Here is a 22948-nt window from a genome sequence, read left to right on the forward strand (position 1 = left end):
CGAGGAGAGGGTGAGCCGGTGAGCCGTTCCACGCAGCCGGCGCACATGCTGGCCCTGGCCACGGCCGGGTTCATGGCCGGCTTCTGGGCGTGGGCCCTGCTGGGGCCGCTCGGCCCGACGCTCCGCGAGGACCTGGGTCTCAGTTCGTTCGAGCAGTCACTCGTGGTGGCCGTGCCGGTGCTCGTCGGCTCGCTCGGCCGGATCCCGGTCGGGGCACTGACCGACCGCGTCGGTGCCCGCCGGATGTTTCCTCTCGTCACCGCCCTGACCGTCCTGCCCGTGCTGTACCTGGGTCATCTGGCCGACTCCCTGGCCGAGTTCCTCGTCGGCGGCTTCTTCCTCGGGCTGGGCGGCACCACGTTCGCCGTCGGTGTTCCGTTCGTCAACGCCTGGTACCCGCCCGAACGACGCGGCCTGGCCCTCGGCATCTTCGGCATCGGCACGGGCGGCACCGCCGTCTCGGCCTTCACCACCGTGCAGTTGGCCGACGCCGTCGACCGGAGCTTTCCCTTCACCCTCGTCGCCGTGACCCTGGCCGGCTACGCCGTCACCGCGCACTTCCTCCTGCGCGACCAGCCGGAACGCGCCATCCCGGGCGGCTCCCTGCTCACGCGCACCACCGCCACCCTACGGATGCCCACCGCCTGGCAGCTGGCCTTCCTCTATGCCGTGGCCTTCGGAGGGTTCGTCGCCTTCAGCGTCTACCTGCCCACCTACCTCACCACCGCCTACGGTCTCGGGCGTTCCGACGCCTCCCTGCGCACCGCCGGCTTCGTCGTCCTCGCGGTCGCCGCGCGTCCGGCGGGCGGCTGGCTCTCCGACCGGCTGCACCCGGTCCCCGTGCTCATCGGGGCGTACGCCACCGTCGCCGCACTCGCCCTCCTCGCCTCCCTGGAACTCCCCCTGGTCCCGATCGGCACCCTGGCCTTCCTCGGCATGGCCGCGGCCCTGGGAGCCGGATCGGGCGCCGTGTTCGCCCTCGTCGCCCGCCTCGTACCCGCCGACCGGGTGGGTTCGGTCACCGGTGTCGTCGGCGCCGCCGGCGGACTGGGCGGCTTCTTCCCGCCCCTGGTCATGGGCGCGGTCTACAGCATCGCCGACGACTACACCTGGGGATACCTGCTCCTGGCCCTCACCGCTGCCGCCACCTGTGCCTTCACCGCGACCGTGGTCCGGCATCATGCCGTGCGCCCGGGCGGACACGAGCGAGGTGCCTGACGGTCTCCGGCGGAACCCCGGGGGCCGTCGGAGAACCGACTGCGAGTGGCCGTGACCCCGGCCCGGGGCGGCAGGGCAGGGAGGCGAACCCGGCAGGCGTCCGCCCCGCCGTGTGAGGCGTTCCGAAGGCCGAGGACATGGCTGCCCAGCGCGGAAAGAGCGGGCTCAGCCGGGCTGTTCCGTCCGGGCGGACCGGGAGCTCCGGTCACCCGGAGCGCCGCCTGCCACCGAGGCTGCGCGCGGCTGCCGCTCCGGCCACAGCCGTGCCTGCACACGCATGACCACATGGCCGAGACCGGACAGCGCGCAGGCGATCGCCAGGTCCCCGAGCGACAGCGGCTCCGTGCCCAGCAGGTCCCGGAGAGGGGGCACATACACGCCGGCCGCCTGGAGGCTCAGAGCCGCGCCGACGGCGACCAGCAGGAACGGGTTGGCCAGACTTCCCGGACGAACGCGGGAGCCGAGGGCGACGCCCAGCTGGGTCGCGCCGAGGACCAGGAAGATCATGGACTGCCAGGGGCGACCCGTCTCCCGGGCCCACACCCCGGCCGTCAGGGTCACGGCGGCGACGAAGGCCCCCATGAACAGGACGCGCGGCCACAGGCCGGCACCCAGCACGCTCTCCTCGGGGGGCCGGGGCGGACGGCGCATCGCTTCCGGGGCGACGGGCTCCGCACCGAGCGCGACACCGGGCAGGCCGTGCGTGAGCAGGTTGATCCACAGGATCTGTGCGGGCAGCAGGGGCAGCGGCATTCCCAGGAAGGGGCCGAGGAGCATCACCAGGATCTCCGCCATGCCGCCGGCGAGCCCGTAGAGCAGGAACCGGCGCACGTTGGCGTAGACCCGGCGCCCCTCCTCGACGGCCGACACGATGGTGGCCGGGTTGTCGTCGGCCAGCACCAGGTCGGCCGCCTGGCGGGCCACCTCGGTGCCGCGCCGCCCCATGGCGACACCGATGTCGGCGCGGCGCAGGGCCGGGCCGTCGTTGACCCCGTCCCCCGTCATCGCCACCACCTGCCCGGCCCCGCGCCACGCCTCGACGATGTCCAGCTTCTGTTCGGGAGTGGTCCGTGCGTAGACGCGTACGCCGGTCAGCTCACCCGCCGTGCCTTCCCGGATCCGTTGCCCGGTGGTGATCTCCTCCTCCCGGGAAGCGATGCCGAGGCGCTCCGCCACGGCCCGGGCGGTCAGCGGATGGTCGCCGGTGATGAGCACGGGGACGATGCCGGCGCGTTCACAGGCGGCGATCGTCGACCCGGACGCGCTGCGGGGCGGGTCCAGAATCCCTACGAGGCCGAGCAGCGACAGACCCGACTCCCATGTCCCGGACGGTTGCGACGCTTCCTCGTGGTCGGCCGACGCGACGGCGAGCACCCGGTACCCGTCGCGTGCCAGTGCCTCCGCCCGATCCGCCGCCCGGGCGAGCATGTCCGGGCCGTCGACCAGGACCTGCGGTCGGAGCAGGGACTCCGGCGCTCCCTTGCACGCGACCCGCACTGCTCCGTCCGGCAGGCGGTGGACGGTCGTCATGCGCTTGCGGCCGCTGTCGAACGGGATCTCCTCCATGCGTGGCAGCGCGCGGTCCAGCGCCGCCCGGTCCAGCCCGAGCCGCGCCCCCGCCACGAGCAGGGCGGCCTCGGTGGGGTCGCCCAGCGCGCGCCACTCCGCGGAGTCGTCCGGCGGAGGCTCCAGCGCCGCGTCGTTGCACAGCATGGCGACGCGCAGCAGTGCCGCCAGGTCGGGTGCGTCGTCGGCCGTGACCGCCCGCCCGTCGCGGACGACCCGGCCCCGGGGCTCGTAGCCGGTTCCCAGGACCGTGGCCTCTCCTCGCGGCGTCCACAGCCGTTCGGCGGCCATGCGGCCCTCGGTCAGGGTGCCGGTCTTGTCGGTGGCGATCACCGTGACGGAGCCCAGCGTCTCCACCGCGGGCAGCCTGCGGACGATGGCGTGCCGGTCCGCCATCCGTCGTGCCCCCAGGGCGAGCGCGAGCGTCACGACGGCGGGCAGGGACTCCGGTACGGCGGCGACCGCGAGGCTGATCGCCGCCACGATCATCAGCTCCACGGGCTGCCCGCGCACCAACCCGAGAGCCAGCACCAGGGCGCACAGTGCCACGATGACGGCTGCCAGAACCCGGCCGAAATCCGCCAGCCGGCGCTGCAGCGGGGTCGGACCGGGCGCGGCACCCATCAGGGTCGCGATCCGGCCGAGCGCGCTGTGGGCTCCCGTGGCGGTGACCGCGACGCGTCCGCGGCCGTGCACCACGACCGTGCCCGCCGACACCCTGCCGTGCAAGGGGTCACCGCCGGGCGCCTTCTCCACCGGAACGGACTCGCCCGTCAGCGAGGACTCGTCCGTCAGCAGCGAGGCAGCGGACAGTACGTCCCCGTCGGCGGGCACGATGTCGCCCTCGGCCACCAGGACGATGTCCCCGGGTACCACCTCGGCGGCCGGGAGGGAACGTTCCTCGCCGTCCCGTACGACTCTGGCGGTGGGGGCGCTCATGGCGGACAGGGCCATCACCGCCTGTTCGGCCCGTACCTCCTGCACGACGCCGACCGTGGTGTTCACCGTGATGACGAGCAGGATCACGGAGGCATCGGAGAGATCACCGGTGGCGATCGTCAGGGCGGCGGCCACCAACAGCACCAGGATCAGCGGATCACGCAGCTGTTGCAGCACCCGCCGCCACACGGGGGCGCTCGACTCCTCCGGGATCGCGTTGGGTCCGTGACGCGTCAGCCGGCGCGCGGCCTCGGCCGACGACAGACCGGTCGCGGAAGAAGCGGGGGGTGTCGTCCGGGGTGCGCCGGTGCCCGCGCCGAACCTCCGGGCGCCCCACTGCTCGCTCACGCGCCCGACGGAGTTCTGGACGCGCGTGCGCCACGGACCGCCCGACGGTCGCCGCGCACAACGAAGACACCAAGGCGTGTCGGGGCGAGAGCATCGGGACCGGCCCGCTCACTGTGCGCCATTCACCGAACTCCCGTCACGCGGGGGACCGTGTCCCCGGATACCGGCACTCGCTGTCAGGGTGCCACCGCCGGTGCCGGCAGGCGATGACCGACCACTCGTCGGCGTGGGTGATCCGGCGCTGCGACACCGGTCGTCGGCCTGTCGGTCAGGGCTGCGCGAGGCTGCGCCCGTGGTCGGCGGCGTACGCGGCGAACACTTCCGTCGCCGTGCCACCGGTGTGGAGAAAACGCTGGTCGAGGATGGCTGCGAGGTCCTTCAGCGCTCCGGTGAGCACATCACCCGCCAGGCGCACTTCCGGCCGCCGGGCTGCCTGTCCTCGCCGGGCGAGGGTGACGGCGTAGCCGACCGTGGCCGCCAGCGACGAGTGGTCCTCCCCGTCGTGGAAGTAGTACGCCTCGGCGTACTGGGCGAAATCGACGCGCACACGTGCGATGTCCGTCGCCAGGCTGTCCAGCAGCAGCGCTCCGGCCGTGCAGTCGATCTGCCGCGGTGTCGGGTCCGAGTCGCGCAGCAGTGCCAGCCGGACGGCCAGGACCCTCCTGCGGGTCAACGCCGGGTAGATCTCCAGTACCCAGGAGACGGTGGCCGTCAGAAGGGTGAAGCCGACGAGGGCTTCCAACGGTGAGACCATGCGGAGCCAGCCTTCGCCGGGCGCGATGTCTCCAAGCCCCAGGGTGGCCACCGTGACCAGCGACAGGTACACGGAGTCCAGCAGTGCGGGCTCCTGCGCCGCCTCGGAACCGGGCGAGAAGACGAACGCCCCGGGCATGTGCGGCCAGTAGACGACGGCCCAGCCGAGCACGACGGTGAAGGCCCACATGCCCACCACCGTGACCATGGCGAGCGGTCCGACGAGCCCGACCACCCTCCTGCGCGCGCGAAAGCGCCGGGCCAGGCGCCACAGCGCCGTCATGACGAGGCGACTCAGCCCGCCGTGGCGGGTGGGATGCCAAGGGGTGTGGAAGAGGTCCCGCAGGGTAAGCATGACAAGCCCGGCACCGACCAGCGAGACCAGCCACTTCATCCACGTCTCCCACGGCACCGTCGCCCGAGGCGGAACCCCTCTTTCGGAGCCTATGCCCTGTCCGGTGGATCGTGCCGCGGACGCCGGGGTCGGCTCGCCCGTCCGCGCGGATCACTCCCCCGGGAGCACGAGCGTGCAAGTCTCCCCCGGCGCGATGGTCACGGCCCGGTCGGCCAGCACCACGCGGATGGGTGACTCCTCCGAGTCGGGCACCCTGATCTCCAGCTGTCCGCTCCGGCGCCGTATGCCGATGCCCCAGTGGCCGCGGTAGCGCAGGGAGAATCCGTACTCCGACAGGGCGGGGAGGGGCACCGGGTCCAGGAAGAGGGCGTCCTCACGCGTCTCCAGTCCCGTCAGGCCGCGTTGCACCAGGTCCAGGGTCCCGGCCATGGCTCCGAGGTGGATGCCTTCGCCGGTCGTGCCGCCCTGGATGTCGGCGATGTCCGCCTCCAGGGCCTCGCGGACGTAACTCCACGCCTCGGCCCGTCTGGCCCGGGCGAGGACGAGGCCGTGGACGAGTCCGCTGAGGGTGGAGCCGTGGCTGGTGCGCCGCAGGTAGTAGTCGACGGTCCTGTGCCAGACCTCGTCGTCCACGTCGTACCCGAGACGGTCGAACAGGCTGCGCAGTTCGGCGGCCGAGAAGAGGTATCCGAGCATCAGGACATCGGCCTGTTTCGACGCCTGGTAGCGGTTCACGGAGTCGCCCTCGGCCTCGAGGATGCGGTCCAGCCGCCGGATGCTGGGGTAGTGGGTGCGGTAGGCGTCCCAGTCCAGCTCGGCGAGGTCGCCGTAGCCGTCGAACTGGCTGATGACGCCCCGGTGGAAGGGCACCCGCAACCGCCGGGAGACCTCCTCCCACTTCGGGAGTTCGCCGCTCTCCAGCCCGATGCGTTCGAAGAGCTCCTGCCGGCGCCAGGCCGGGAGGCGCCGCACCAGGTCCAGGGCCCGGCCGAGGACCCAGGCGGCGGTGACGTTGGTGTACGCGTTGTCGTCCAGGCCCGGCCGGTCGGCGTCGGGGTAACGGTCGTGGTATTCGTCGGGGCCGACCACACCACGGATGCGGTACCGGCCGGTGCCGGGGGCCGGCTCCGCGCTGTCCGCCCAGAAGCGGGCGATCTGCAGCAGCATCTCCGCGCCCTTGGTGTGCAGGTACTCGGTGTCGCCGGTCGCTTCGCAGTACTGCCACACGTTGTAGGCGATCGCCGAGCCGACGTGGTGCTGGAGCCGGGAGTCGTCCGGCAGCCACCGGCCCGAACGGGGGTTGAGGTGCAGCCGCTGGGTCTCCTCGCGGCCGTCGCTGCCGGACTGCCACGGATACATCGCCCCGGCCCGGCCCGCCGCGCGGGCCGCGCGGCATGCCTGCGGCAGACGCCGGTGGCGGTAGTCGAGCAGGGCCCGCGAGACCTCCGGGAAATGCAGGTTGAGGTACGGCAGCACGAACAGTTCGTCCCAGAAGACGTGGCCCCGGTACGCCTCGCCGTGCAGCCCGCGGGCCGGCACCCCCACGTCCAGGTCCGCAGTGTGCGGGGACAGCGTCTGCAGCACGTGGAACAGGTGCAGGCGCAGGACACGGCCCGCCTCCCCGGGCACCTGGATGTCCGCGCCCCGCCACAGGCGCGCCCAGGCGGCGGCGTGGGAGTCCAGGAGCGCCGGGAAGTCAGGGGCCGTGGCCACCCGGTCGAGCGCCGCGCCGAGCGGGTCGCTGATCGCCCGGTCCCGGGAGGTGTGCAGGGCGACCGTCCTGTCCACGACGACGGGCCGGCCGGGAGCGACGGGTATCACCAGCCGGTGCACGGCACGGTGGTGGGACGGACGCAGCTCCGACGCCGTGGGCGGCTGCCCGGCGACCGTACGGGCCGCCATGCCGATGCCGATGTCGGAGGTGCTGGTGCGGCAGCTCAGCCACGTCACGTCGGCCGTGGACGCGCCGGTCCGCACGTGGACCAGGTGGTGCCGCTCGAGTGACCGGTAGCGGTGCACGTTGCCGTTGGTGACGTCACCGTCGAGGGCGGACTCCACCTCGATCTGCCCGGACCACTCCTCAGCCGTGACGACGGTCCGCAGCGCGGCCAGGTGAGGGTCCGCCATGTGCACCAGCCAGACCTGCTCCACACCCAGCACGCCCGCCTCGTCGTCCCGGAACCGGAACGTACGCGTCAGGATGGCCCGGCGCAGGTCCAGGCTGTGCCGGTGGTCGAGCGGCCGGTGCGTGTCGGGAGAGAACCACGGTCCCGCCGACCCGTCGGCGAAGCGCGGACGGAACCGCAGGAACAGCCAGTTCGGAAGGTTCACCAGGTCCTCGTTCACCACCCGCCGCCCCGCCACGGCCGACTCCAGGCGGTTGTAGACCCCGGCCGCGTAGGTGGCCGGGTAGTGCACCAGGCCCGCCCTGCTCTCGGGCACGGCGCCCCGTGTGGCGAAGCAGCCGTTGCCGAGTGTGCACAGCGACTCGCGCAGCCGCTCGCCAGCCGGGTCGTACCCCTCGTACTCCCAGGTCCACTCGGACATCCGCCGCGTCCTCTCCTTCTCCCCTCACCACATGTGCAGGAGCACGGGAGGCACGTCCGGGTCAGGTCCGTTGGGGGACGACGGCCACCGGGCACTCGGCGTGATGCAGCAGGGCGTGGGCCACCCTGCCGAGCTGCAGACCGACGTGGCCGTGGCGCCTGCGTGCCCCCACGACCACCAGGTCGGCGTCGGAGGAAGCGTCCAGGAGGGCCTTGTGGGCGGGACCTTCGACCGCCTGACGACGTACTTCGACCTGCGGGTGACTGCGTCCGGCGTCGCGCAGCACGTCGGTGAGGAGGGCGGAGGCGCGCTCCTCCTCGGCACCGGCGGCATCGTCCGCGATCAGGGGGTGGTCCACGTGTTCGTGGGCGGGGCGGCGCCAGGCCCGTACGGCGTGCAGGGCGCAGCCGCGCGCCTGCGCCTCGCGGAAGGCGAACCGCACGGCGGCCGAGCCCTCCGCGGAGTCGCCGAGGCCGACCACCACCCGGCCGAAGGAGCCCTGCCGGTTCCGCTCCCCGCCGCGCACTACGACCACCGGGCACACGGCACGACCGGCCACCGTGAGGCTCACCGATCCCAGCAGCATCCCCGCGATCCTCCCGCGGCCGCGGGCTCCCGTGACCAGGGCGGAGGACTCATGAGCCGCGTGCAGGAGCGCGGACACGGCGTCGTCGGGCAGCACGTCACTCGACGCCTTCACCTCCGGGTCGCGCAGCCGGGCGCGTTCCGCACAGGACGCGGCGATGTGCTCGGCCATGACCTCTTCGGCCGGACGGCCGGTCCTGAAGGACGGGAGAGCCCCCTCGTACCGCTCCCACAAAGAGGCGTGGACGAGCCGCAGGGACAGCCCGAGGCGCGCAGCCTCGTCCACCGCCCAGTCCACGGCCTCCAGACTGGAATCCGATCCGTCGACACCCACGACCAGCGGGAGCTCCACGCTCACCACCGCCTTCCTGCCCTGCCGCTGCCTTGAAGTCCCTGTCAATACCGTCGCACCGCACGGGTTGCGTCGCGACACATGGACCGGCTCGCGGACGGGGACCTCTGCCCGGGTTGCACTGCGCCGATTTGTGACGATCGTGGAGTCATACGGCCGGAGGAAGGGCGAGGTCCCCTCCCTCGCATCGCCGGCACGGCCGCCGCGCGGCGGCCATCGAGACCATCGGTGCCGGGGAACTGCCGGGCCGGGCCTGGCTGCTCCCTCCCCGTCACCACGAGGCGAGACGAGGAGGATCGCGGTGCCCGATACCCCGCACATCGTCAGCGATGTGATGACCCGGACGGTCGTGGCCGTCGGACGCGAGGCGCCCTTCAAGGAGATCGTGCAGACCATGGAGCAGTGGAAGGTCAGCGCGATGCCGGTCCTGGAGGGAGAAGGGCGTGTCGTCGGCGTCGTCTCCGAGGCCGACCTGCTGCCCAAGGAGGAGTTCCGCGACAGCGACCCGAGCCTCTTCGAGCAGCGCCGGCGCCTGTCCGACGTCGCCAAGGCCGGGGCGGTGACGGCGGAGGAGCTCATGAGCACCCCCGCGATCACGGTCCACCCCGACGCCACCCTGGCACAGGCGGCCAGGATCATGGCCGTCCGGCACGTCAAGCGGCTGCCCGTGGTCGACGACATCGGCATGCTCCAGGGCATGGTGAGCCGTGCCGACCTGCTGAAGGTCTTCCTGCGGCCGGACGAGGAGATCGAGGAGGAGGTCCGCCGCACCGTGGTGTCCTACCTCTTCCCCGCCTTCAGCCACGCCATCCACGTGAACGTCCACGAGGGGGTCGTCACCCTCCGCGGACACATCCACGACACCTCGCTCATCTCGGTCGCCGTGCGTCTCGTGCGCGCCGTGGAGGGCGTCGTGGACGTCGAGCCGCAGCTCACCGGCGAGTCGGCGGGCCGGGACGGGACCGGAACGACCCGGTGACCGGGCGCGAGGCCGACCGCCGGCCCGCCGAGTCCCCTCAGGGTCGGATGTCGAGTACGTCCGACACCGGACGGCGCGGTGTGCCGGGTCCTTTCGGGCCGTACCCCAGGCGCAGGAGCATCTGGGTGCAGCCCGTCCCCGACACCGGGTCGCGCAGCGGCCAGCGCAGGTCGGTCCATTCGAGGGGCTGAGCGGCGAAGGAACTGGACAGGCCCTCGAGGGTGGCCAGCAGCAGGACGCGTTCTACGGCCTGGCCCGCGCGGAGCCAGTCCTCCGGGTGGTCGTGGCTCGTGCTGAGGAGGGCCAGCTGAGGGGTGCGCTCGAAGTCGGCGGCGTCACGGCCCGCCACCCTCCGGGAGGCCGCGAAGTCGCGCATGGGGGCTTTGCCCCCGCGCTTGCGCGGGCCGAAGGCGTAGTGCGGGACTCCGTCGTCGGCGCTGCCCGCCGACGGGGCGTCGGTGCGCGTCCACCGCGCCAGGTCCTGGTCGCTGCCGGGGTCGGTGATGTTGCGCGCCTCGGCGTCCTGGACCAGTTCCAGCACCTCCTGCAGGTGCCACGGGGCGGGGAAGGCCAGCGTTGCTCCTTCGGCGCGGGCGGCCGCGCCGAGGGCCTCCCGCACGGGGCCGGGGATCTCCCTCTCCTCGAACGGGTAACGACTGCTGTGCCGCCGGTGTATCGCCGGGTACAGCGCGCCGAGGTCGTTCTCGTCGGTCGTGGGGCCGGTCAGCCGCACGGTCGCCACCAGCGCCGGGTCGGTGGGGTCGGGCAGCAGGAGGGTTTCCGGGCACCAGCCCTCGTGGACCACGGCGACCCTCAGGTTCAGCAGGGCGGCGCCGCAGCCGATGTGCAGGCCGCGGGTGTCGGGGTCGGAGTGCGGCATGGTGCGCTCGAGATCGGCGCGGATCTCGAACGTACGGCTGCGCCGGAAGTAGCTGAAGAGCCAGGGCTGTGCGTTGTGCATGGACGGGGCCGCGGCGGCGGCTCGGACCAGGGCCGTCACCTGCTCGTCGGCCGGTGCTCGTCGGCTCACCGGAACTTCCCCTCTCGGTCGGCGCCCTTCGGGCACCTACTGATCGGCCGGAGTGATGCGCCGGCCCGTGAGACGCGTGGGCCGGATCGACACCCACATCTCGCGTGCGCCGCCCGGCCATGGCTCGGTGTGTGCACGCCGGACGAGCCCGCGCACGGCATCGGGCTCCGTGACGACGCTCGCGGGGCCGACCGCGAGTACGCTCCAGCCCCGGCTCATCGCCTCGTCCACGTGGTCGACCTCGAAGGCGACCTCCGTTCCGACAGCCGCCGCGGGCACGGAGTCGGGCGCGGTCCGGAAGACGATCTCGCCCTCCACGATCTCGTAGTTGACCGGGACGACCGCGGGACGGCCGTCGGACGTCGACACGGCGACGCGTCCCACACCGTGCGTGGACAGCAGGCGGCGGCATTCCTCCGGGCCGAGGTCCCGCAACTGTGGATGCAGCAGTGCGTGGCCCTGACCGGGCGGCAGGTCGACGCCCGCCCCGCGCAGGGCCGTGACGGTGGTGTCCAGCACGGCGGCCAGGCTGAGGAGGGTCGCCATCGTCGGGTCGGCCGGCTGCTCCTCCAGGTACGCCAGGTAGGCCGGCGAGATGCGGGCCCGGCGGGCCGCCTCCTCCCGGCTGAGCCCGTGCCTGCGGCGTTCGACGGCCACGCGCCGGCCGATGTCGCCGGGGTTGGGCGTCCCGGGCGGCGGAGCGGCCTCGGACAAGGCCTGCGCCTCACCCATGTCGGGCCGGGAAGACCCGCGGGGGGTCCCGGGCTGCCCGTGCTCCATGTGCCGGATGTGCGCGTCGGGTCCCGGGAACACGAGCGTCACGTCGTCCGTGTCCGACCAACGCACGTCGTAGGGGGGTGTTCCGTCCTCGTGGTGGAGTCCGACGATCTCACCGTCGCGCCTGGTGGCGCCGGTCGCCGGGCTTTCGACGACGAGCTGGTCGCCGAGGTGAGCTCGCATGATCGCCGCCCTCTCCTCAGAATGGTCCTGTATCCAACGTGCCACGCGCGGCACACCGCCGCACGGCACGACCGGCCCGCATCCGCGGGAACGGGCCGGACCGGGCCGACCGGATGCCGGACGGCCACCATCCGGACGGGAGAGTCGACATGCAGCACCGAACGGTCGCGGAACTCATGACCCGGGACGTCGTCAAGGCACGGCGTGACCTGCCGTTCAAGGAGATCGTCAGGCTGCTGGCGGAGAACGACGTCACCGCCGTGCCCGTGGTAGACGACCTGGGCCGCCCCATGGGCGTGGTGTCCGAGGCGGACCTGCTGCGCAAGAGCTCCGACCGGGCCGACCCGTCGGGCAGGATCCCCGTTCCGCACCTGGAGGCATGGGAGCGGGCCAAGGCCGAGGGTTCCCGCGCCGAGGAACTGATGTCGGCTCCCGCCGTGTGCGCGCGTCCGGAGTGGAGTGTGGTGGAGGCCGCCCGCCTGATGGAGGCCCAGCACGTCAAGCGGCTGCCCGTCGTGGACGAGACGGACCGGCTTCTGGGCATCGTCAGCCGTGGCGACCTGCTGCGGGTCTTCCTGCGCCGTGACGACGCCATCCGCGACGAGATCACCGGGGACGTGCTGCGCCGGACGATGGGGCTGGCTCCCTCGGAGGTGACGGCCGAGGTGCGCGACGGGCGGGTCGATCTCAAGGGCTCGGTCGAGTTCAGGAGTCTGATCCCCGTCATCGAGCGGCTGTGCCGGAGCGTCGACGGCGTGGTCTCGGTCGCCGAGCACCTCGCGTACCGGACCGACGACGCCCGGCGGTCCCCCACCGCTCCATGAGGGGACGGTCGGCGCCGGCGGCCGGAAAACACCCGGGGCCGTGGCCCAGCCGGGGAGGGGAACGGCACGCGTCCGCCGGACCCGGTACGCGGTCCGGCGGACGGCGCCGCCCCGGCTCAGCCGGTGATCTCGATGCGGTGTCCCTTCCCCGTCTCGGTCTTCGGGACGCGCACCGTGAGGACTCCGCTCGTCAGGTCCGCGCTGACGTGCTCGGTGTCGGAGTTCGGCGGCAGGGTCGTGCGGTAGTCGAACCGTCCCATGCGGCGGGTCTGCCTTCGGACCACCCCGGTGTGTTCCTTCTCCTTGATCTCACCGTGGATGTCGAGTTCGCCCTCGGCGACCTCGACGGTGATCTGGTCCTTGTCCACGCCGGGAAGCTCCAGTTCCACCAGGTAGGCGTCCTCGGTGTCCACGATGTCGGCCAGCGGTGCCCACGGCTCGCCCGTGCCGGATTCGGGATAGCCGCCGATGGGGAAGACGGCGTGCATGAGCTGGTCCATCCGGGTACGGAGATCGTCCAGCTCGTGCAGGGTCGCCGAGAGCCCACCCCTGCCGTGTCGTACGGGATGTGTCATGGCTGATTCTCCTGCCTTGTCGTGTCGACCGTCGGTCACGTGGGCCATCCGGTGACCTGTCGGGGGCCGGGTCGCGGCACCCCCATGCCCTCGATGTCGCGCTCGGCGGTGTTCAGCAGCCGCTGGGCGATGTTCTGCAGGGCCCGCCCCGCCGCCAGTTCGTCGCCGATCTCCGGCACGTTCGCGTCCGCCGGATGACAGTGCGCGGTCCCCTGACCGGTGAGCTCCGTGGTGCCGGTGTCCAGCACCACGTGCGCCTTCGTGGTTCCGTCGTCGTCCTCGAAGAGATCGAGTCGAACCCTCCACTCCGTCGTGTGCGGCATCGCTTTCCTCCTCACCTCGGTACGGACCCGGGCGGTCCCGACACGATTCGTTCCGGGACCCGGGGCCGGGCGGAGGCCTCCGTCGTCCGTTCCTCGATGCGGCGCCGGACGCGGGCGGCGAGTGCGCCCAGCCGCTCGGAGGCCGTCGCCCGGGGAGCGACCGGCTCCCGGATCCGGCGGGCGGCCGGCGGCAGGCCCTCCAGGTCCGCCGTGAACCTCTCCCGGCACTCGTCGAGCGTGGGCCTGGCGCCGGTGCGCCGCCCGCCCCGCATCACCGTCTCCAGCAACGGCATGCCACCGTCGGGGGGCTGCTCGTCGGCCAGAGCGATCACGTCGACGCAGCCGGGGCGGCGGAACACCTGCTTGGGACCGGGTGCCGTCACTTTCGCCGACGACAGCTTCATCACCGGCCGGCCGTCGTACTCCACCAGCTTGTAGGCCGAGTCCAGGTACGGCGCGTCGGCCGAGACGCCGACGCGAGTGCCGACGGCGTACGTGTCGATCGGCGCCCCGGAGCGGACCAGTTCGTCCACCGCGTACTCGTCGAGACCACCGCTCGCGATGATCCGTACGTCGGGCAGGCCCGCGTCGTCGAGGAGGGAGCGTGCCCGTACCGCCAGGGCTCCGAGGTCGCCGCTGTCCAGGCGTACCGCCGAGCCGGGCCCGCGGGCCGCGTGGTCGAGCTCCCGCAGCACGCGCGCCGCGACGCGTACGCCCTCCTCGGTGTCGTAGGTGTCCACCAGCAGGGTCACCGGTCCCGGGTGGGACCGCGCGAAGGCGCGGAAGGCGTCCTCCTCCGTGGCGAACGCCTCGACGAAGGAGTGGGCCATCGTGCCGACGGCGGTCAGGCCCAGGGCGGTGGAGGCGGCCACGTTGCTGGTTCCGGCGAAGCCGGTCATCGCGCCGAGGCGGGCGGCCTGGAACCCTGCCTGCGGGCCGTGGGTGCGGCGCAGGGAGAAGTCCACGACCGGACGGCCTGCCGCCGCGAGGACGCACCGTGCGGCCTTCGAGGCTACGGCGGTCTGGTGGCTGAGCTGGTTGAGTACGTACGTTTCGGCCAGCTGTGCCTGCGGCAGAGGCGCGGTCACCTCCAGCAGGGGCTCTCCCGCCAGGACGATCCGTCCCTCCGGAACCGCCCGTACGTCGCCGGTGAACTCCAGGCCGAGCAGGGGGCGCAGGTCACGCGGCGGGCGGTGCAGCGCGGACGCGAAGGCGTCGACGTCCTCCGGGCCGACGTGAAGGCCGGACAGGTGGTCCAGGGCCGACTCCAGCCCCGCCGCGACCAGGAAGCCGCGCTCGGCGGGCAGGTCGCGGACGAAGAGGCTGAACGTCGCGGGGCCGGTCATGCCCTCCCGGAGGTAGGACATGGCCATCGTCACCTCGTACAGGTCGGTGGTCGTCGCGTCGGACATCGGCGTCGCCTCCTCGGTCCTGTCCGGCTCGTCCTCACGTCACCGGCGGAACCGGCCGGCCCACAGGGGCTCCACCCGGTCCCACTCGACGTCCCACTGCGCGTACCTCCTCCGGTCCAGCGCGTGGCGCACGCCCACCCGCGCCGCGAAGACCCCGGCCGCCACGCCGACCCCCGCCGCACCGCCCGCGAACCAGCCGGTGGTCACGGCCTGGTTCTCGGTCATCGGCGGGCTGGTGACGGCCCCCTCGCCGGTCACCCACACCCGCACGGTGGTGCCCTCGGGCGTGTCCGGCGTCACGAGGGTGGTTCCCGTCCGCGCCGTTCCGTCGTCGTCGGTCCAGCGGACCCGCGCCTGCTGTTTCGCGTTCTCGCCGACCTCCTCGGTGATCGACGTCACCCGGGCGTCGACCTGGTGCCGCTCGGCCGACTGCGTCTGCACGGTGCGCATCGACGACTCGTACGCCGTCAGCCCCGCACCGAGCGCGGCCACCGGCAGGCCGAGGACGAGGACGAGCATCAGGAAGCCGCGAAACAAGGACTCGAACCTGTCGGACGGACGTCGCAGAGGGTTCACCCTCTTCGGGGTGCGCTCCCGGCGCGACGGCGGCGGACCGGACGCGTGCGGCGGATTCCATGCAGTCATGACTCGGCCTCCAGCAGGTCGCTGGTCCGTTCCCCCCACCGTCCTGGTCCCATCATGGGACGGCGCGGGCTCCGGTCACAGGGCCGAAGGTCCCTGTGGGGGACGGCTTCCGAGTCCACAAGGACCGGCCGATGACGTGGTCCGTCCCAGCCCGTCCGGTCATATCCGGGGAACGACCGCGACCGGACACGGCGCGTGGTGCAGTACCGCATGGTTGACCAATCCGAGTTGCAGACCCAGGTGTCCTTGTCGTCTGCGGGCGCCGACGACCAGCAGGTCCGCCTCCGCTGCCGCTTCCAGCAGGGCGTGGCGCGCCGGCCCCTCGATCACCCGCCGGTTCACCGGGGCGTCGCGGTACCGCTCCGACGCGCCGCGCAGGGCGTCGTCGAGTACCCGCGCCGGCGAGCGCCGGCGGGTCTCCGGGGTGTACGAGGGCAGGGCTCGTGGTGAGTCGGAAGCATCGAGCGGTGCGCTCCAGGCGTGCACCGCCACCAGTCGGCAGTGCCGCACATGGGCCTCACGGAAGGCGAACTGTACGGCCGTGCCGCTGCCCTTCCCCTCCTCGACACCGACGACGACGCTCCCGAAGCGGGCACAGCGGTGCTCCGCCGCACCGCGCACCACGACGACCGGGCAGTCCGCTCGCGCCGCCACGGCGAGGCTGACCGATCCCAGGAGCATTCCGGCGAGGTCTCCGAACCCTCTGGAACCCAGTACCAGTGCGAAGGCGTTGCGCCCTTTGCCGAGCAGGGCGGCGGTCGCGTCCTCGTGCAGCACCTCGTTCGACAACCTCACCGTGGGAGCACCCTTCCTGACCCGTTCCGAGGCGGCGTCGATCACGTCGGACGCCTCGTGGTCCCGCGCCGCCGCGTGCAGGAGGTGGAGCGGGACGCCGTGCCGGACGGCTTCTCCGGCGGCCCAGTCCACCGCCTCCAGGCTCGCCTCGGACCCGTCGACGCCGACCACCAGGGGAATCGTCACCGCCGCTGTCTCCTCCCGGCCGGATCCCGCGCCTGTCTCCCGCCTCCGGTCCGCATGCGCCGCGGAGGGGATTGGGGTACTCCTCGAACGAGGGAACCCGCCCCGTCCGGCGGGCCGACGGTCTCCCGGCCGTCCGCGTCGTCGGGCTCGGGCACCGTCATCCATCCCTCTTCCAGCTTCTTACGAGACGGAGGGCACCGCCATGCGGCCAGTCGTCACCGTGGGCCTCGACGGCTCACTCGAGAGTTCTGCCGCCGCCGAGGGTGCGTTCCCGCCGGCCGCCTGCCGCCGGGAACGCCGGTACGTCCCAGCGCCGCGTCCGGGCCCCGTGGCCCGGGCAGCCGTCCGTCACGCACGCCGCCCCGTCGCCGCCCTCCCCCATGACTGAGCCGGGCCCCACCGGGAGGACGGCGCCCCCGGCGCCTGCGGCCGACACGTCCCCGCTCCAAACCGGTGGCCGGCACGACGGCGAGCCGCTGCCGCGCGCGCAGGTGTGCGAGACGCACACCGCGATCGTGTTCTTCGCCGGCGACCGCGCCTACAAACTGAAGAAGCCGGTGGATCTGGAGTTCCTGGACTACACGACGGTGGCGGCCCGCCGGGCGGCGTGCGAGCGTGAAGTCGCCCTCAACCGCCGCTTCGCCCCCGACGTCTATCTGGGGCTGGGTGAGCTGCGAAGCCCCGACGCACAGGCGCCGGAGCCGCTCGTGGTGATGCGCCGGATGCCCGCGGACCGCCGGCTTTCCGCCTGGTGCGGGAAGGGGTAGCCGTCGACGACGTCCTGCGGGCCGTCGCCCGGCAGCTCGCGGCGTGGCACGCGGAGGCGCCCCGGAGCCGTGAGGTGGACGAGCAGGGCACGCGGGACGCCCTGTCCTCGCGCTGGGAGGCCGGCTTCCGGCAGGTCCGCGCGTTGGCCGACGACGGCGCCGTACCGGAGGGGGGGGCGGAGGCGGAGCGGCTGGTGCGCCGCTACCTCGCCGGCCGTACGCGTCTGTTCGACTCCCGCATCGAGCAGGGGCGGGTGGTCGACGGCCACGGCGATCTGCTCGCCGAGGACGTCTTCTGCCTCGACGACGGTCCCCGCGTCCTGGACTGCCTGGAGTTCGACGACCACCTGCGTCACGTCGACGGACTCGACGACGCCGCCTTCCTCGCCATGGACCTGGAACAGCTCGGCGCCCCTCAGGCCGCGGCGTACTTCCTCGCCCGGTACGGAGAGTACTCGGGCGATCCGGCACCCCCTTCCCTGTGGCACCACTACGTCGCCTACCGCGCGTTCGTCCGCGCCAAGGTCTCCCTGATCCAGGCACGTCAGGGCGCGCCGGGCGCGGAGGCGGCGTTCCGGCGGCTGGTCTCGACGGCGCTGCGCCACCTGCGTACCTCCGCCGTCGGCCTGACGCTCGTCGGAGGGCTGCCGGGAAGCGGGAAGTCCACCCTCTCCGGAGCTCTGGCGGACCGGCTCGGGGTCACGCTGCTCAGCAGCGACCGTCTCCGCAAGGAGCTGGCGGGAATCCCCGCGGAGCAGTCCGCGGCGGCCGGCTACGGCGAGGGAATCTACACGCCGGAGTGGACGGCCAGGACCTACTCCGCCCTGCTCGACCGCGCGTCCGCCCTGCTGTCCTCGGGGGAATCCGTCGTCCTGGACGCCACCTGGTCCGATGCGGCACAGCGGGAGGCGGCCGTGCGCGTGGCGGAACGCACCAGCGCCGACCTGGTGGCCCTGCACTGCCATGTGCCGGGGGACGTGGCAGCGGCCCGCCTGTGCACCCGTGCCCCCGGAGCGTCCGACGCCGACGCCTCCGTCGCCGCCGTGATGGAGGCCCGGGAACAGCCGTGGCCGGAGGCCGTCTCGGTCGACACCAGCGGCTCCCTCGAGTCCGCGGTCGCCCGGGCGCTGGCTGCCGTACGCCCGTGGGGTACGGGCCAGGCACCGGTCTTCCGCCGCCCCTACATGGAGCCGGGCTAGGTCAGCGGGTGTGCCCGCCGGTGCTCCTCGGGCCCGGTCGTCGGCGGCCGGACCGCGCCACCAGCTCTCGCGGGGCGCGGCGCGTTGCCTCATGGTGGGTTGTACGGGGAACTCTGGCCCGTCCGGCCTAGCGGAGCCCGACGGCGTATGCCCGTCATGGCTCTTCGAAGGAGGCCACCATGGGTGAACAGGGACCACTCGCCCCCGGCGAGGCGTGGCGGGCCGTGGCCGCGTGCTTCCTCACCACCTTCGCGCTGCTCTCGCGGCACCGGATCCACCTGCCGGAAGAGCACGTGGGCAGGCGGCTGGACTTCGCCGACGGCACCGGCGCCCGGGTCTACCGGGAGACCCGCCTCGGCAGCGGCCTGGCGAAGGACCCGTGCACGCTGGTGGTCGTCTTCCGGCTGCGCCTGGTACGCGGACCCGCGCACGCGCTGTTCCGCCGCGAGAGCCTGCTGAACACCCCCCTGTTCGTCGGCTTCCCCGGTTTCACCTCGAAGCTGTGGCTGGCCCACGACGAGCGCGGCCGCTACCGCGGCGTGTACGAGTGGGACGGATCCGACCGCGCCGAGCACTACGCGCGCTCCCTGTGGCGGGTCCTCGCGCTGGTCAGCGAGCCCGGTTCGATCCGGTACGCGATCGTGCCGGGACTGCGCCGCGACGACGTGATCGCGGACCCCCGACTCGTCGAGGACCCGGAGCCGGAGGCCGCCGCGTGGTGGCGCACAGTGGCCGGGACGTGACCACGGCGGTGGACGTCCTGGTCGTCGGGGCCGGTACCACCGGCCTCAGCCTGGCCCTGCAGGCCCACGCCCACGGAGCACGGATCCGGGTCGTCGAGCGGCGCCTCGAGCAGTTCCGGCCCTCCCGCGCCCTCATCCTGCACCCACGCACCCTGGAAGTCCTGCGCCCGCTCGGCGTCACGGACGCCCTGCTGGAGTCGGCGGACACCGCACCGACGGCCCATCTGCATCTCGGCTCCCGCGTCGTCGACACCGGGCTCGCGGACCTCGCGCTGCCCGACACGGCGTTCCCCCACCTGACACTCATGCGGCAGACGGACGTCGAAACGGTGCTGGCGCGGGCACTCGCCGACCGCGGGGTGACGGTCGAACGGGGCACCGAACTGCTCACCGCCCGCGACGACGGGGACGGCGCGCATGCCGTGCTGCGCTCGCGGCACGGCGTCGAGGAGGTCCGCTGCCCCTTCGTCGTCGGCTGCGACGGCCCGGCCAGCGCCGTGCGGACCTGTGCCGGCATCGGGTGGCACGGCAGGCCCTACGCCGAGGAGGTGGTCCTCGCCGATCTGGACCTCGATGGCACGCCCCCCGATGCCGGCGCCCAGGTGTTCGCGGGACGCCGGGGCCTGCTGTTCCTCTTCCCGCTCGGGGAGCGGGCCGCCTGGCGGCTGCTGGCCACCCGGGCGTCCGCCGGCGGGGCCGGACGGGACTTCGGCCAGCCCGGGGCCGCCGTCCCGGAAGCCGAACTCCAGCGCCTCCTGAACGACGCCAGGACGACAGCACGGATCGAGCGCCTCGCCTGGTCGGCGCGGATTCCGCTGCAGTGCGGCCTCGCCCGGCGGTTCCGCCGGGGGCGGCTCTTCCTCGCGGGGGACGCGGCCCACACCTACTCACCGGCCACCGGCCAGGGCATGAACGCCGGCATCCAGGACGCGGTGAACCTCGGCTGGAAGCTCGGCTTCGCGGCGAGCGGTTCCCCGGGCGAGTTCGATGCCGAAGTGCTGCTCGATTCCTACGAAGGGGAGCGCAGAGCGGCTGCCCATCGACGGCTGCTCCTGACGCACACCGCGTTCTGGGCGGAGGCGTCGACGGGCCGGCTCCCCTCGTGGCTGCGCGCGGTGGCCGCTCCGCGCGCGGCTCCCGCCGTTCCCGTGCTCCTCGGCCGGCGACGACTGGTCGCCGAGGCCGTCCGTGTCATCTCCCAACTGCGCGTGAACTACCGGCACAGTCCCCTGTCGGTGGAGGGAACACCGCCCCTGAGGGGGGCTCCTCGCCCGGGAGACCGCCTGCCCGACGCGGCCGTCAGCGTCGGAGGACCTGCCCAGCGGCTGCACGGACTGCTGGCCCGCCCGGGTGTGCACCTGCTGCTGCAACGCGACGCCGCTCCACCGCCGGACATGGCCGACCCTCGGGTGACCGTCCTGCGGCTGTCGAACAGCCCCGGCCGTGGTCTGGTGGCCGTCCGCCCGGACGGGCATGTCGGCTTCCGCTGCGGGGCCGCCGACCCAGCCGGGCTGACCGGCTGGCTCTCCCTGATCGGTGCGGCACCGTTCCCGCCCGTCCGGCCATGAGCACCGGACGACGGAGCCCCTCCTCCCGGTCACAGGGGTCCGACTGCCCTGCGGAGCAGACGGCATGAGGACCCCGGTTGCCCGGGCGTCCGCCCGGGGCGACCGTGGAGGGAGTCGGCCGAGCCGCCAGGGAGTGGGTGACCATGCGAGCCCTCGTCTACCACGGTCCCGGACGGATCTCCTGGGACACCGTCACGGATCCGGCGCTCGAGGATCCCGCCGACGCCGTCGTGCGCGTCGGGACCGCGACCGTCTGCGGCACCGACCTGCACATCCTGCGCGGGGACCTGCCCGAGGTGAAGGCGGGGACGGTCCTCGGCCACGAGGCGGTCGGCGAGGTGGTCGAGGTCGGCCGGGACGTCCACCATCTGCGCCCCGGGAACCAGGTGATCGTCTCGTCCGTCTCGGCCTGCGGCCGCTGCCGGCCGTGCCACGACCGCATGTTCGGGCAGTGCTGCGGGGGCGGTGGATGGATCCTGGGGAATCTGATCGACGGGACCCAGGCGGAGTTCGTGCGGGTGCCCTTCGCCGACCACTCCCCCCCCCGCCTGCCCCCCGCCCTGCCGCTCGACGACGCGGTCCTGCTCGCCGAAGTCCTCCCCACCGCCTACGAAGTCGGCGTGCGGAACGGAGAGGTGGGCCCAGGGGACACCGTCGTCGTGGTGGGCGCCGGTCCGGTCGGCCTCGCCACGGTGGCGATCGCGCGGCTCTACTCACCCCGCCGGGTCATCGCGGTGGACCTGTCGGCCGCCCGGCTGGAGGCCGCCGTCCGCATGGGCGCCGACGCCGCCGAGGTGCCCGGGAGGATGATCGCCGAGCTGTACGACGGGCCCGGCGCCGACGTGGTCGTCGAGGCGTCGGGCGAACCGGAGGGCTTCGTCCTGTGCACACGCGCCGTCCGCACGGGAGGGCACATCGCCGTCATCGGCACGCCCGGCAAACCCGCCACGCTGCACCTCGAGTCCCTGTGGCGCAAGAACGTGACGATCAGCACCGGCCAGGTCGACACATCCTCCACACCCTGGCTGCTGGGGCTGCTGAGGTTCGGACGCCTGCGCGTGTCCCCGCTGGTCACCCACACCTTCGGCCTCGACCGGGTGCTGGACGCCTACGAGCTGTTCTCCCACGGCACGACGTCCGGCGCGCTCAAGGTCGCACTGCGCCGTGGGTGAAGGGCCCGGCACACAGGAGTCCGGAGATGCGGCCGGAGCCGGGCTCGGTGACTCTGGAGATCAGGGGACAGTGCCGGGAGGAGCGCCCATGCGCTGGGAAGCCCTCCTGGAGTTGCGCACCTACCGCTGCCGCGCCCACTCGATTGGCTGCTCCCTGCGGTCCTGGTGCTCAAGGCGGCGGCCCTGGCGGCCCGGGAGGTACCCGAGTTCAACGGCTTCTGGACCGACGACCACTTCGCGGCCGGCGAGGATGTCCACCTCGGCATGGCCGTGGCCTCCTATCCGGCGAAGGACTCGTCACCCCCGCGCTGCACCACGCCGACGCCTTGGCACTTCCCTGGCTGATGAGCGCCCCGAAGGACCTGGTCACTCCGGCCCGGACAGGCGGGCTGCGCGGTCCCGAGGTGTCCCGGGCCACGATCACGGTCACCGACCTGGGGGATCAGGACGTGGAGACGGTCCTCGGCGTCACCCACCCGTCGCAGGTGCCCCTGCTCCTCGCGCCCGACGACGTGTTCCGCAGGGTGCTCGGGACGGACTCGCTGGTCTTCCTGAGCTGTGTAGAGGTCCTCAGCGAGCGGTCCGTCGTCCACATCGAGGACGAAGACGTACCCCGGCTCACCACGCTGTCCGGCAGTGCCGACTTCCTGGTCGCCGCACGCGGTGAGGGAAGGGGTCCCGGGGATCCGGTCAGACCAGCGAGGCCAGAGCGGCGTCCAGCCGGGCCTTGGCTTCGTCGGCGACGGGCTCCAGAGCCGGCAGTCCCGTGAGGGTGACCATGGTGTTCGGGTCCAGGGCCTGGACGGCGGTCCGGTCGTCTTCCCGTCGGACGACGACGTTGCACGGTAGCAGCAGGCCGATGCTGCGGTCGGTCTCCAGAGCCTGATGGGCCAGCGCCGGGTTGCAGGCGCCGAGGATCACGTAGTCCTCCACGTCGGCGCCGAGTTTCTCCTTCAGCGTGGCCTTGACGTCGATCTCGGTGAGGACACCGAAGCCCTGGTCCGCCAGTGCCCGGCGGACGGCGGTGACGGTCGCGTCGAAATCGGTGTCGAGGCGGACGGTGCGGTCGTAGGACACGAGGTCTCCAAGGTCGTACGGACGGGCCGG

20 protein-coding genes and 1 pseudogene are annotated in these 22948 nt (G+C 73.0%); 9 read left to right on the top strand and 12 right to left on the bottom strand.

All coding sequences use genetic code 11. From position 1 onward, the window contains the following. Positions 1–45 precede the first annotated feature (45 nt). Positions 46–1218, top strand: coding sequence for an MFS transporter (locus tag FGW31_RS01200; protein ID WP_182674822.1), 1173 nt, complete (start codon positions 46–48; stop codon positions 1216–1218). 165 nt (positions 1219–1383) lie between these two features. On the opposite strand, the gene FGW31_RS01205 is transcribed toward FGW31_RS01200, so the two are convergent. From FGW31_RS01205 to FGW31_RS01220, 4 genes are all read right to left on the bottom strand, one after another. Beyond that, positions 1384–4071: a cation-translocating P-type ATPase gene (locus FGW31_RS01205; RefSeq protein ID WP_233452321.1), complete on the bottom strand. Its 2688-nt coding sequence runs from the start codon at positions 4069–4071 to the stop codon at positions 1384–1386. A 268-nt stretch (positions 4072–4339) separates the two neighbouring features. Next, complete coding sequence (locus tag FGW31_RS01210) at positions 4340–5218, bottom strand: potassium channel family protein (RefSeq protein ID WP_142191383.1); 879 nt, start codon at positions 5216–5218, stop codon at positions 4340–4342. A gap of 111 nt (positions 5219–5329) precedes the next feature. Further along, entirely contained in the window at positions 5330–7726 is a 2397-nt protein-coding gene (locus FGW31_RS01215; protein ID WP_142191384.1) for a glycoside hydrolase family 65 protein, read from the bottom strand. A gap of 61 nt (positions 7727–7787) precedes the next feature. Then, positions 7788–8663 carry a universal stress protein gene (locus tag FGW31_RS01220; RefSeq protein WP_142191448.1) on the bottom strand — a complete coding sequence of 292 codons (876 nt, stop codon included), beginning with the start codon at positions 8661–8663 and terminating at the stop codon, positions 7788–7790. Positions 8664–8964: 301 nt separating this feature from the next. On the opposite strand from FGW31_RS01220, the gene FGW31_RS01225 reads away from it, so the two are divergent. Then, positions 8965–9642: a CBS domain-containing protein gene (locus FGW31_RS01225; protein WP_142191385.1), complete on the top strand. Its 678-nt coding sequence runs from the start codon at positions 8965–8967 to the stop codon at positions 9640–9642. A gap of 37 nt (positions 9643–9679) precedes the next feature. On the opposite strand, the gene FGW31_RS01230 is transcribed toward FGW31_RS01225, so the two are convergent. After that, on the bottom strand, positions 9680–10672 hold the full coding sequence (locus FGW31_RS01230) for an Acg family FMN-binding oxidoreductase (protein ID WP_375141384.1): 993 nt from the start codon (positions 10670–10672) through the stop codon (positions 9680–9682). A 36-nt stretch (positions 10673–10708) separates the two neighbouring features. Continuing rightward, complete coding sequence (locus FGW31_RS01235) at positions 10709–11632, bottom strand: DUF1918 domain-containing protein (protein ID WP_142191386.1); 924 nt, start codon at positions 11630–11632, stop codon at positions 10709–10711. Between the two features lie 149 nt (positions 11633–11781). Here FGW31_RS01235 and FGW31_RS01240 point away from each other — a divergent pair, with 149 nt between their 5' ends. After that, positions 11782–12456 (top strand): CBS domain-containing protein, encoded by a 675-nt coding sequence (locus FGW31_RS01240; RefSeq protein WP_142191387.1) that lies wholly within the window; start codon positions 11782–11784, stop codon positions 12454–12456. 116 nt (positions 12457–12572) lie between these two features. On the opposite strand, the gene FGW31_RS01245 is transcribed toward FGW31_RS01240, so the two are convergent. From FGW31_RS01245 to FGW31_RS01265, 5 genes are all read right to left on the bottom strand, one after another. Continuing rightward, entirely contained in the window at positions 12573–13031 is a 459-nt protein-coding gene (locus FGW31_RS01245) for an Hsp20/alpha crystallin family protein (protein ID WP_142191388.1), read from the bottom strand. Positions 13032–13066: 35 nt separating this feature from the next. Then, entirely contained in the window at positions 13067–13354 is a 288-nt protein-coding gene (locus FGW31_RS01250) for a DUF1876 domain-containing protein (protein ID WP_085575889.1), read from the bottom strand. A gap of 11 nt (positions 13355–13365) precedes the next feature. After that, the gene (locus tag FGW31_RS01255; protein WP_142191389.1) at positions 13366–14766 is read right to left on the bottom strand and encodes a nicotinate phosphoribosyltransferase; all 1401 of its coding nucleotides are present in this window, start codon (positions 14764–14766) and stop codon (positions 13366–13368) included. Positions 14767–14805: 39 nt separating this feature from the next. Continuing rightward, on the bottom strand, positions 14806–15411 hold the full coding sequence (locus tag FGW31_RS01260) for an Rv1733c family protein (protein ID WP_182674791.1): 606 nt from the start codon (positions 15409–15411) through the stop codon (positions 14806–14808). Positions 15412–15570: 159 nt separating this feature from the next. Beyond that, the gene (locus tag FGW31_RS01265) at positions 15571–16392 is read right to left on the bottom strand and encodes a universal stress protein (RefSeq protein WP_142191390.1); all 822 of its coding nucleotides are present in this window, start codon (positions 16390–16392) and stop codon (positions 15571–15573) included. A gap of 491 nt (positions 16393–16883) precedes the next feature. Here FGW31_RS01265 and FGW31_RS01270 point away from each other — a divergent pair. The 6 genes and pseudogenes from FGW31_RS01270 to FGW31_RS35430 all read left to right on the top strand — a co-directional run bounded on the left by FGW31_RS01270 (position 16884) and on the right by FGW31_RS35430 (position 22611). Next, positions 16884–18358 (top strand): annotated as a pseudogene (locus tag FGW31_RS01270) (bifunctional aminoglycoside phosphotransferase/ATP-binding protein). 179 nt (positions 18359–18537) lie between these two features. Beyond that, positions 18538–19101, top strand: coding sequence for a hypothetical protein (locus FGW31_RS01275; RefSeq protein WP_142191391.1), 564 nt, complete (start codon positions 18538–18540; stop codon positions 19099–19101). Beyond that, positions 19074–20669, top strand: coding sequence for an FAD-dependent monooxygenase (locus FGW31_RS01280; RefSeq protein ID WP_142191392.1), 1596 nt, complete (start codon positions 19074–19076; stop codon positions 20667–20669). Before FGW31_RS01275 ends, FGW31_RS01280 begins: the two co-directional genes overlap by 28 nt. Before the next feature lie 143 nt (positions 20670–20812). Further along, positions 20813–21841, top strand: coding sequence for an alcohol dehydrogenase catalytic domain-containing protein (locus FGW31_RS01285; RefSeq protein ID WP_142191393.1), 1029 nt, complete (start codon positions 20813–20815; stop codon positions 21839–21841). A 165-nt stretch (positions 21842–22006) separates the two neighbouring features. Then, positions 22007–22186: a 2-oxo acid dehydrogenase subunit E2 gene (locus FGW31_RS35425; protein WP_233452323.1), complete on the top strand. Its 180-nt coding sequence runs from the start codon at positions 22007–22009 to the stop codon at positions 22184–22186. Further along, positions 22186–22611, top strand: a complete 426-nt coding sequence (locus FGW31_RS35430; RefSeq protein ID WP_233452325.1) for a hypothetical protein — start codon at positions 22186–22188, stop codon at positions 22609–22611. The genes FGW31_RS35425 and FGW31_RS35430 overlap by 1 nt, the downstream gene beginning before the upstream one ends. Here the strand turns inward: FGW31_RS35430 and FGW31_RS01295 are convergent. Next, positions 22532–22918, bottom strand: a complete 387-nt coding sequence (locus FGW31_RS01295; protein WP_006131019.1) for a DUF302 domain-containing protein — start codon at positions 22916–22918, stop codon at positions 22532–22534. The two genes, FGW31_RS35430 and FGW31_RS01295, sit on opposite strands and share 80 nt — an antisense overlap. Positions 22919–22948: the final 30 nt, after the last annotated feature.

The sequence above is a fragment of the Streptomyces calvus genome, from assembly GCF_006782915.1.
Taxonomy (GTDB): Bacteria; Actinomycetota; Actinomycetes; order Streptomycetales; family Streptomycetaceae; genus Streptomyces; species Streptomyces calvus.

Bases quoted from the DNA above. Each gene is read 5' to 3' on its own strand.
- FGW31_RS01215 (WP_142191384.1), bottom strand. From the start codon at position 7,726: ATGTCCGAGTGGACCTGGGAGTACGAGGGGTACGACCCGGCTGGCGAG.
- FGW31_RS01245 (WP_142191388.1), bottom strand. From the start codon at position 13,031: ATGACACATCCCGTACGACACGGCAGGGGTGGGCTCTCGGCGACCCTG.
- FGW31_RS35430 (WP_233452325.1), top strand. From the start codon at position 22,186: ATGAGCGCCCCGAAGGACCTGGTCACTCCGGCCCGGACAGGCGGGCTG.
- FGW31_RS01210 (WP_142191383.1), bottom strand. From the start codon at position 5,218: ATGAAGTGGCTGGTCTCGCTGGTCGGTGCCGGGCTTGTCATGCTTACC.
- FGW31_RS01235 (WP_142191386.1), bottom strand. From the start codon at position 11,632: ATGCGAGCTCACCTCGGCGACCAGCTCGTCGTCGAAAGCCCGGCGACC.
- FGW31_RS01260 (WP_182674791.1), bottom strand. From the start codon at position 15,411: ATGACTGCATGGAATCCGCCGCACGCGTCCGGTCCGCCGCCGTCGCGC.
- FGW31_RS01200 (WP_182674822.1), top strand. From the start codon at position 46: ATGCTGGCCCTGGCCACGGCCGGGTTCATGGCCGGCTTCTGGGCGTGG.
- FGW31_RS01250 (WP_085575889.1), bottom strand. From the start codon at position 13,354: ATGCCGCACACGACGGAGTGGAGGGTTCGACTCGATCTCTTCGAGGAC.
- FGW31_RS01275 (WP_142191391.1), top strand. From the start codon at position 18,538: ATGGGTGAACAGGGACCACTCGCCCCCGGCGAGGCGTGGCGGGCCGTG.
- FGW31_RS01240 (WP_142191387.1), top strand. From the start codon at position 11,782: ATGCAGCACCGAACGGTCGCGGAACTCATGACCCGGGACGTCGTCAAG.
- FGW31_RS01285 (WP_142191393.1), top strand. From the start codon at position 20,813: ATGCGAGCCCTCGTCTACCACGGTCCCGGACGGATCTCCTGGGACACC.
- FGW31_RS01255 (WP_142191389.1), bottom strand. From the start codon at position 14,766: ATGTCCGACGCGACGACCACCGACCTGTACGAGGTGACGATGGCCATG.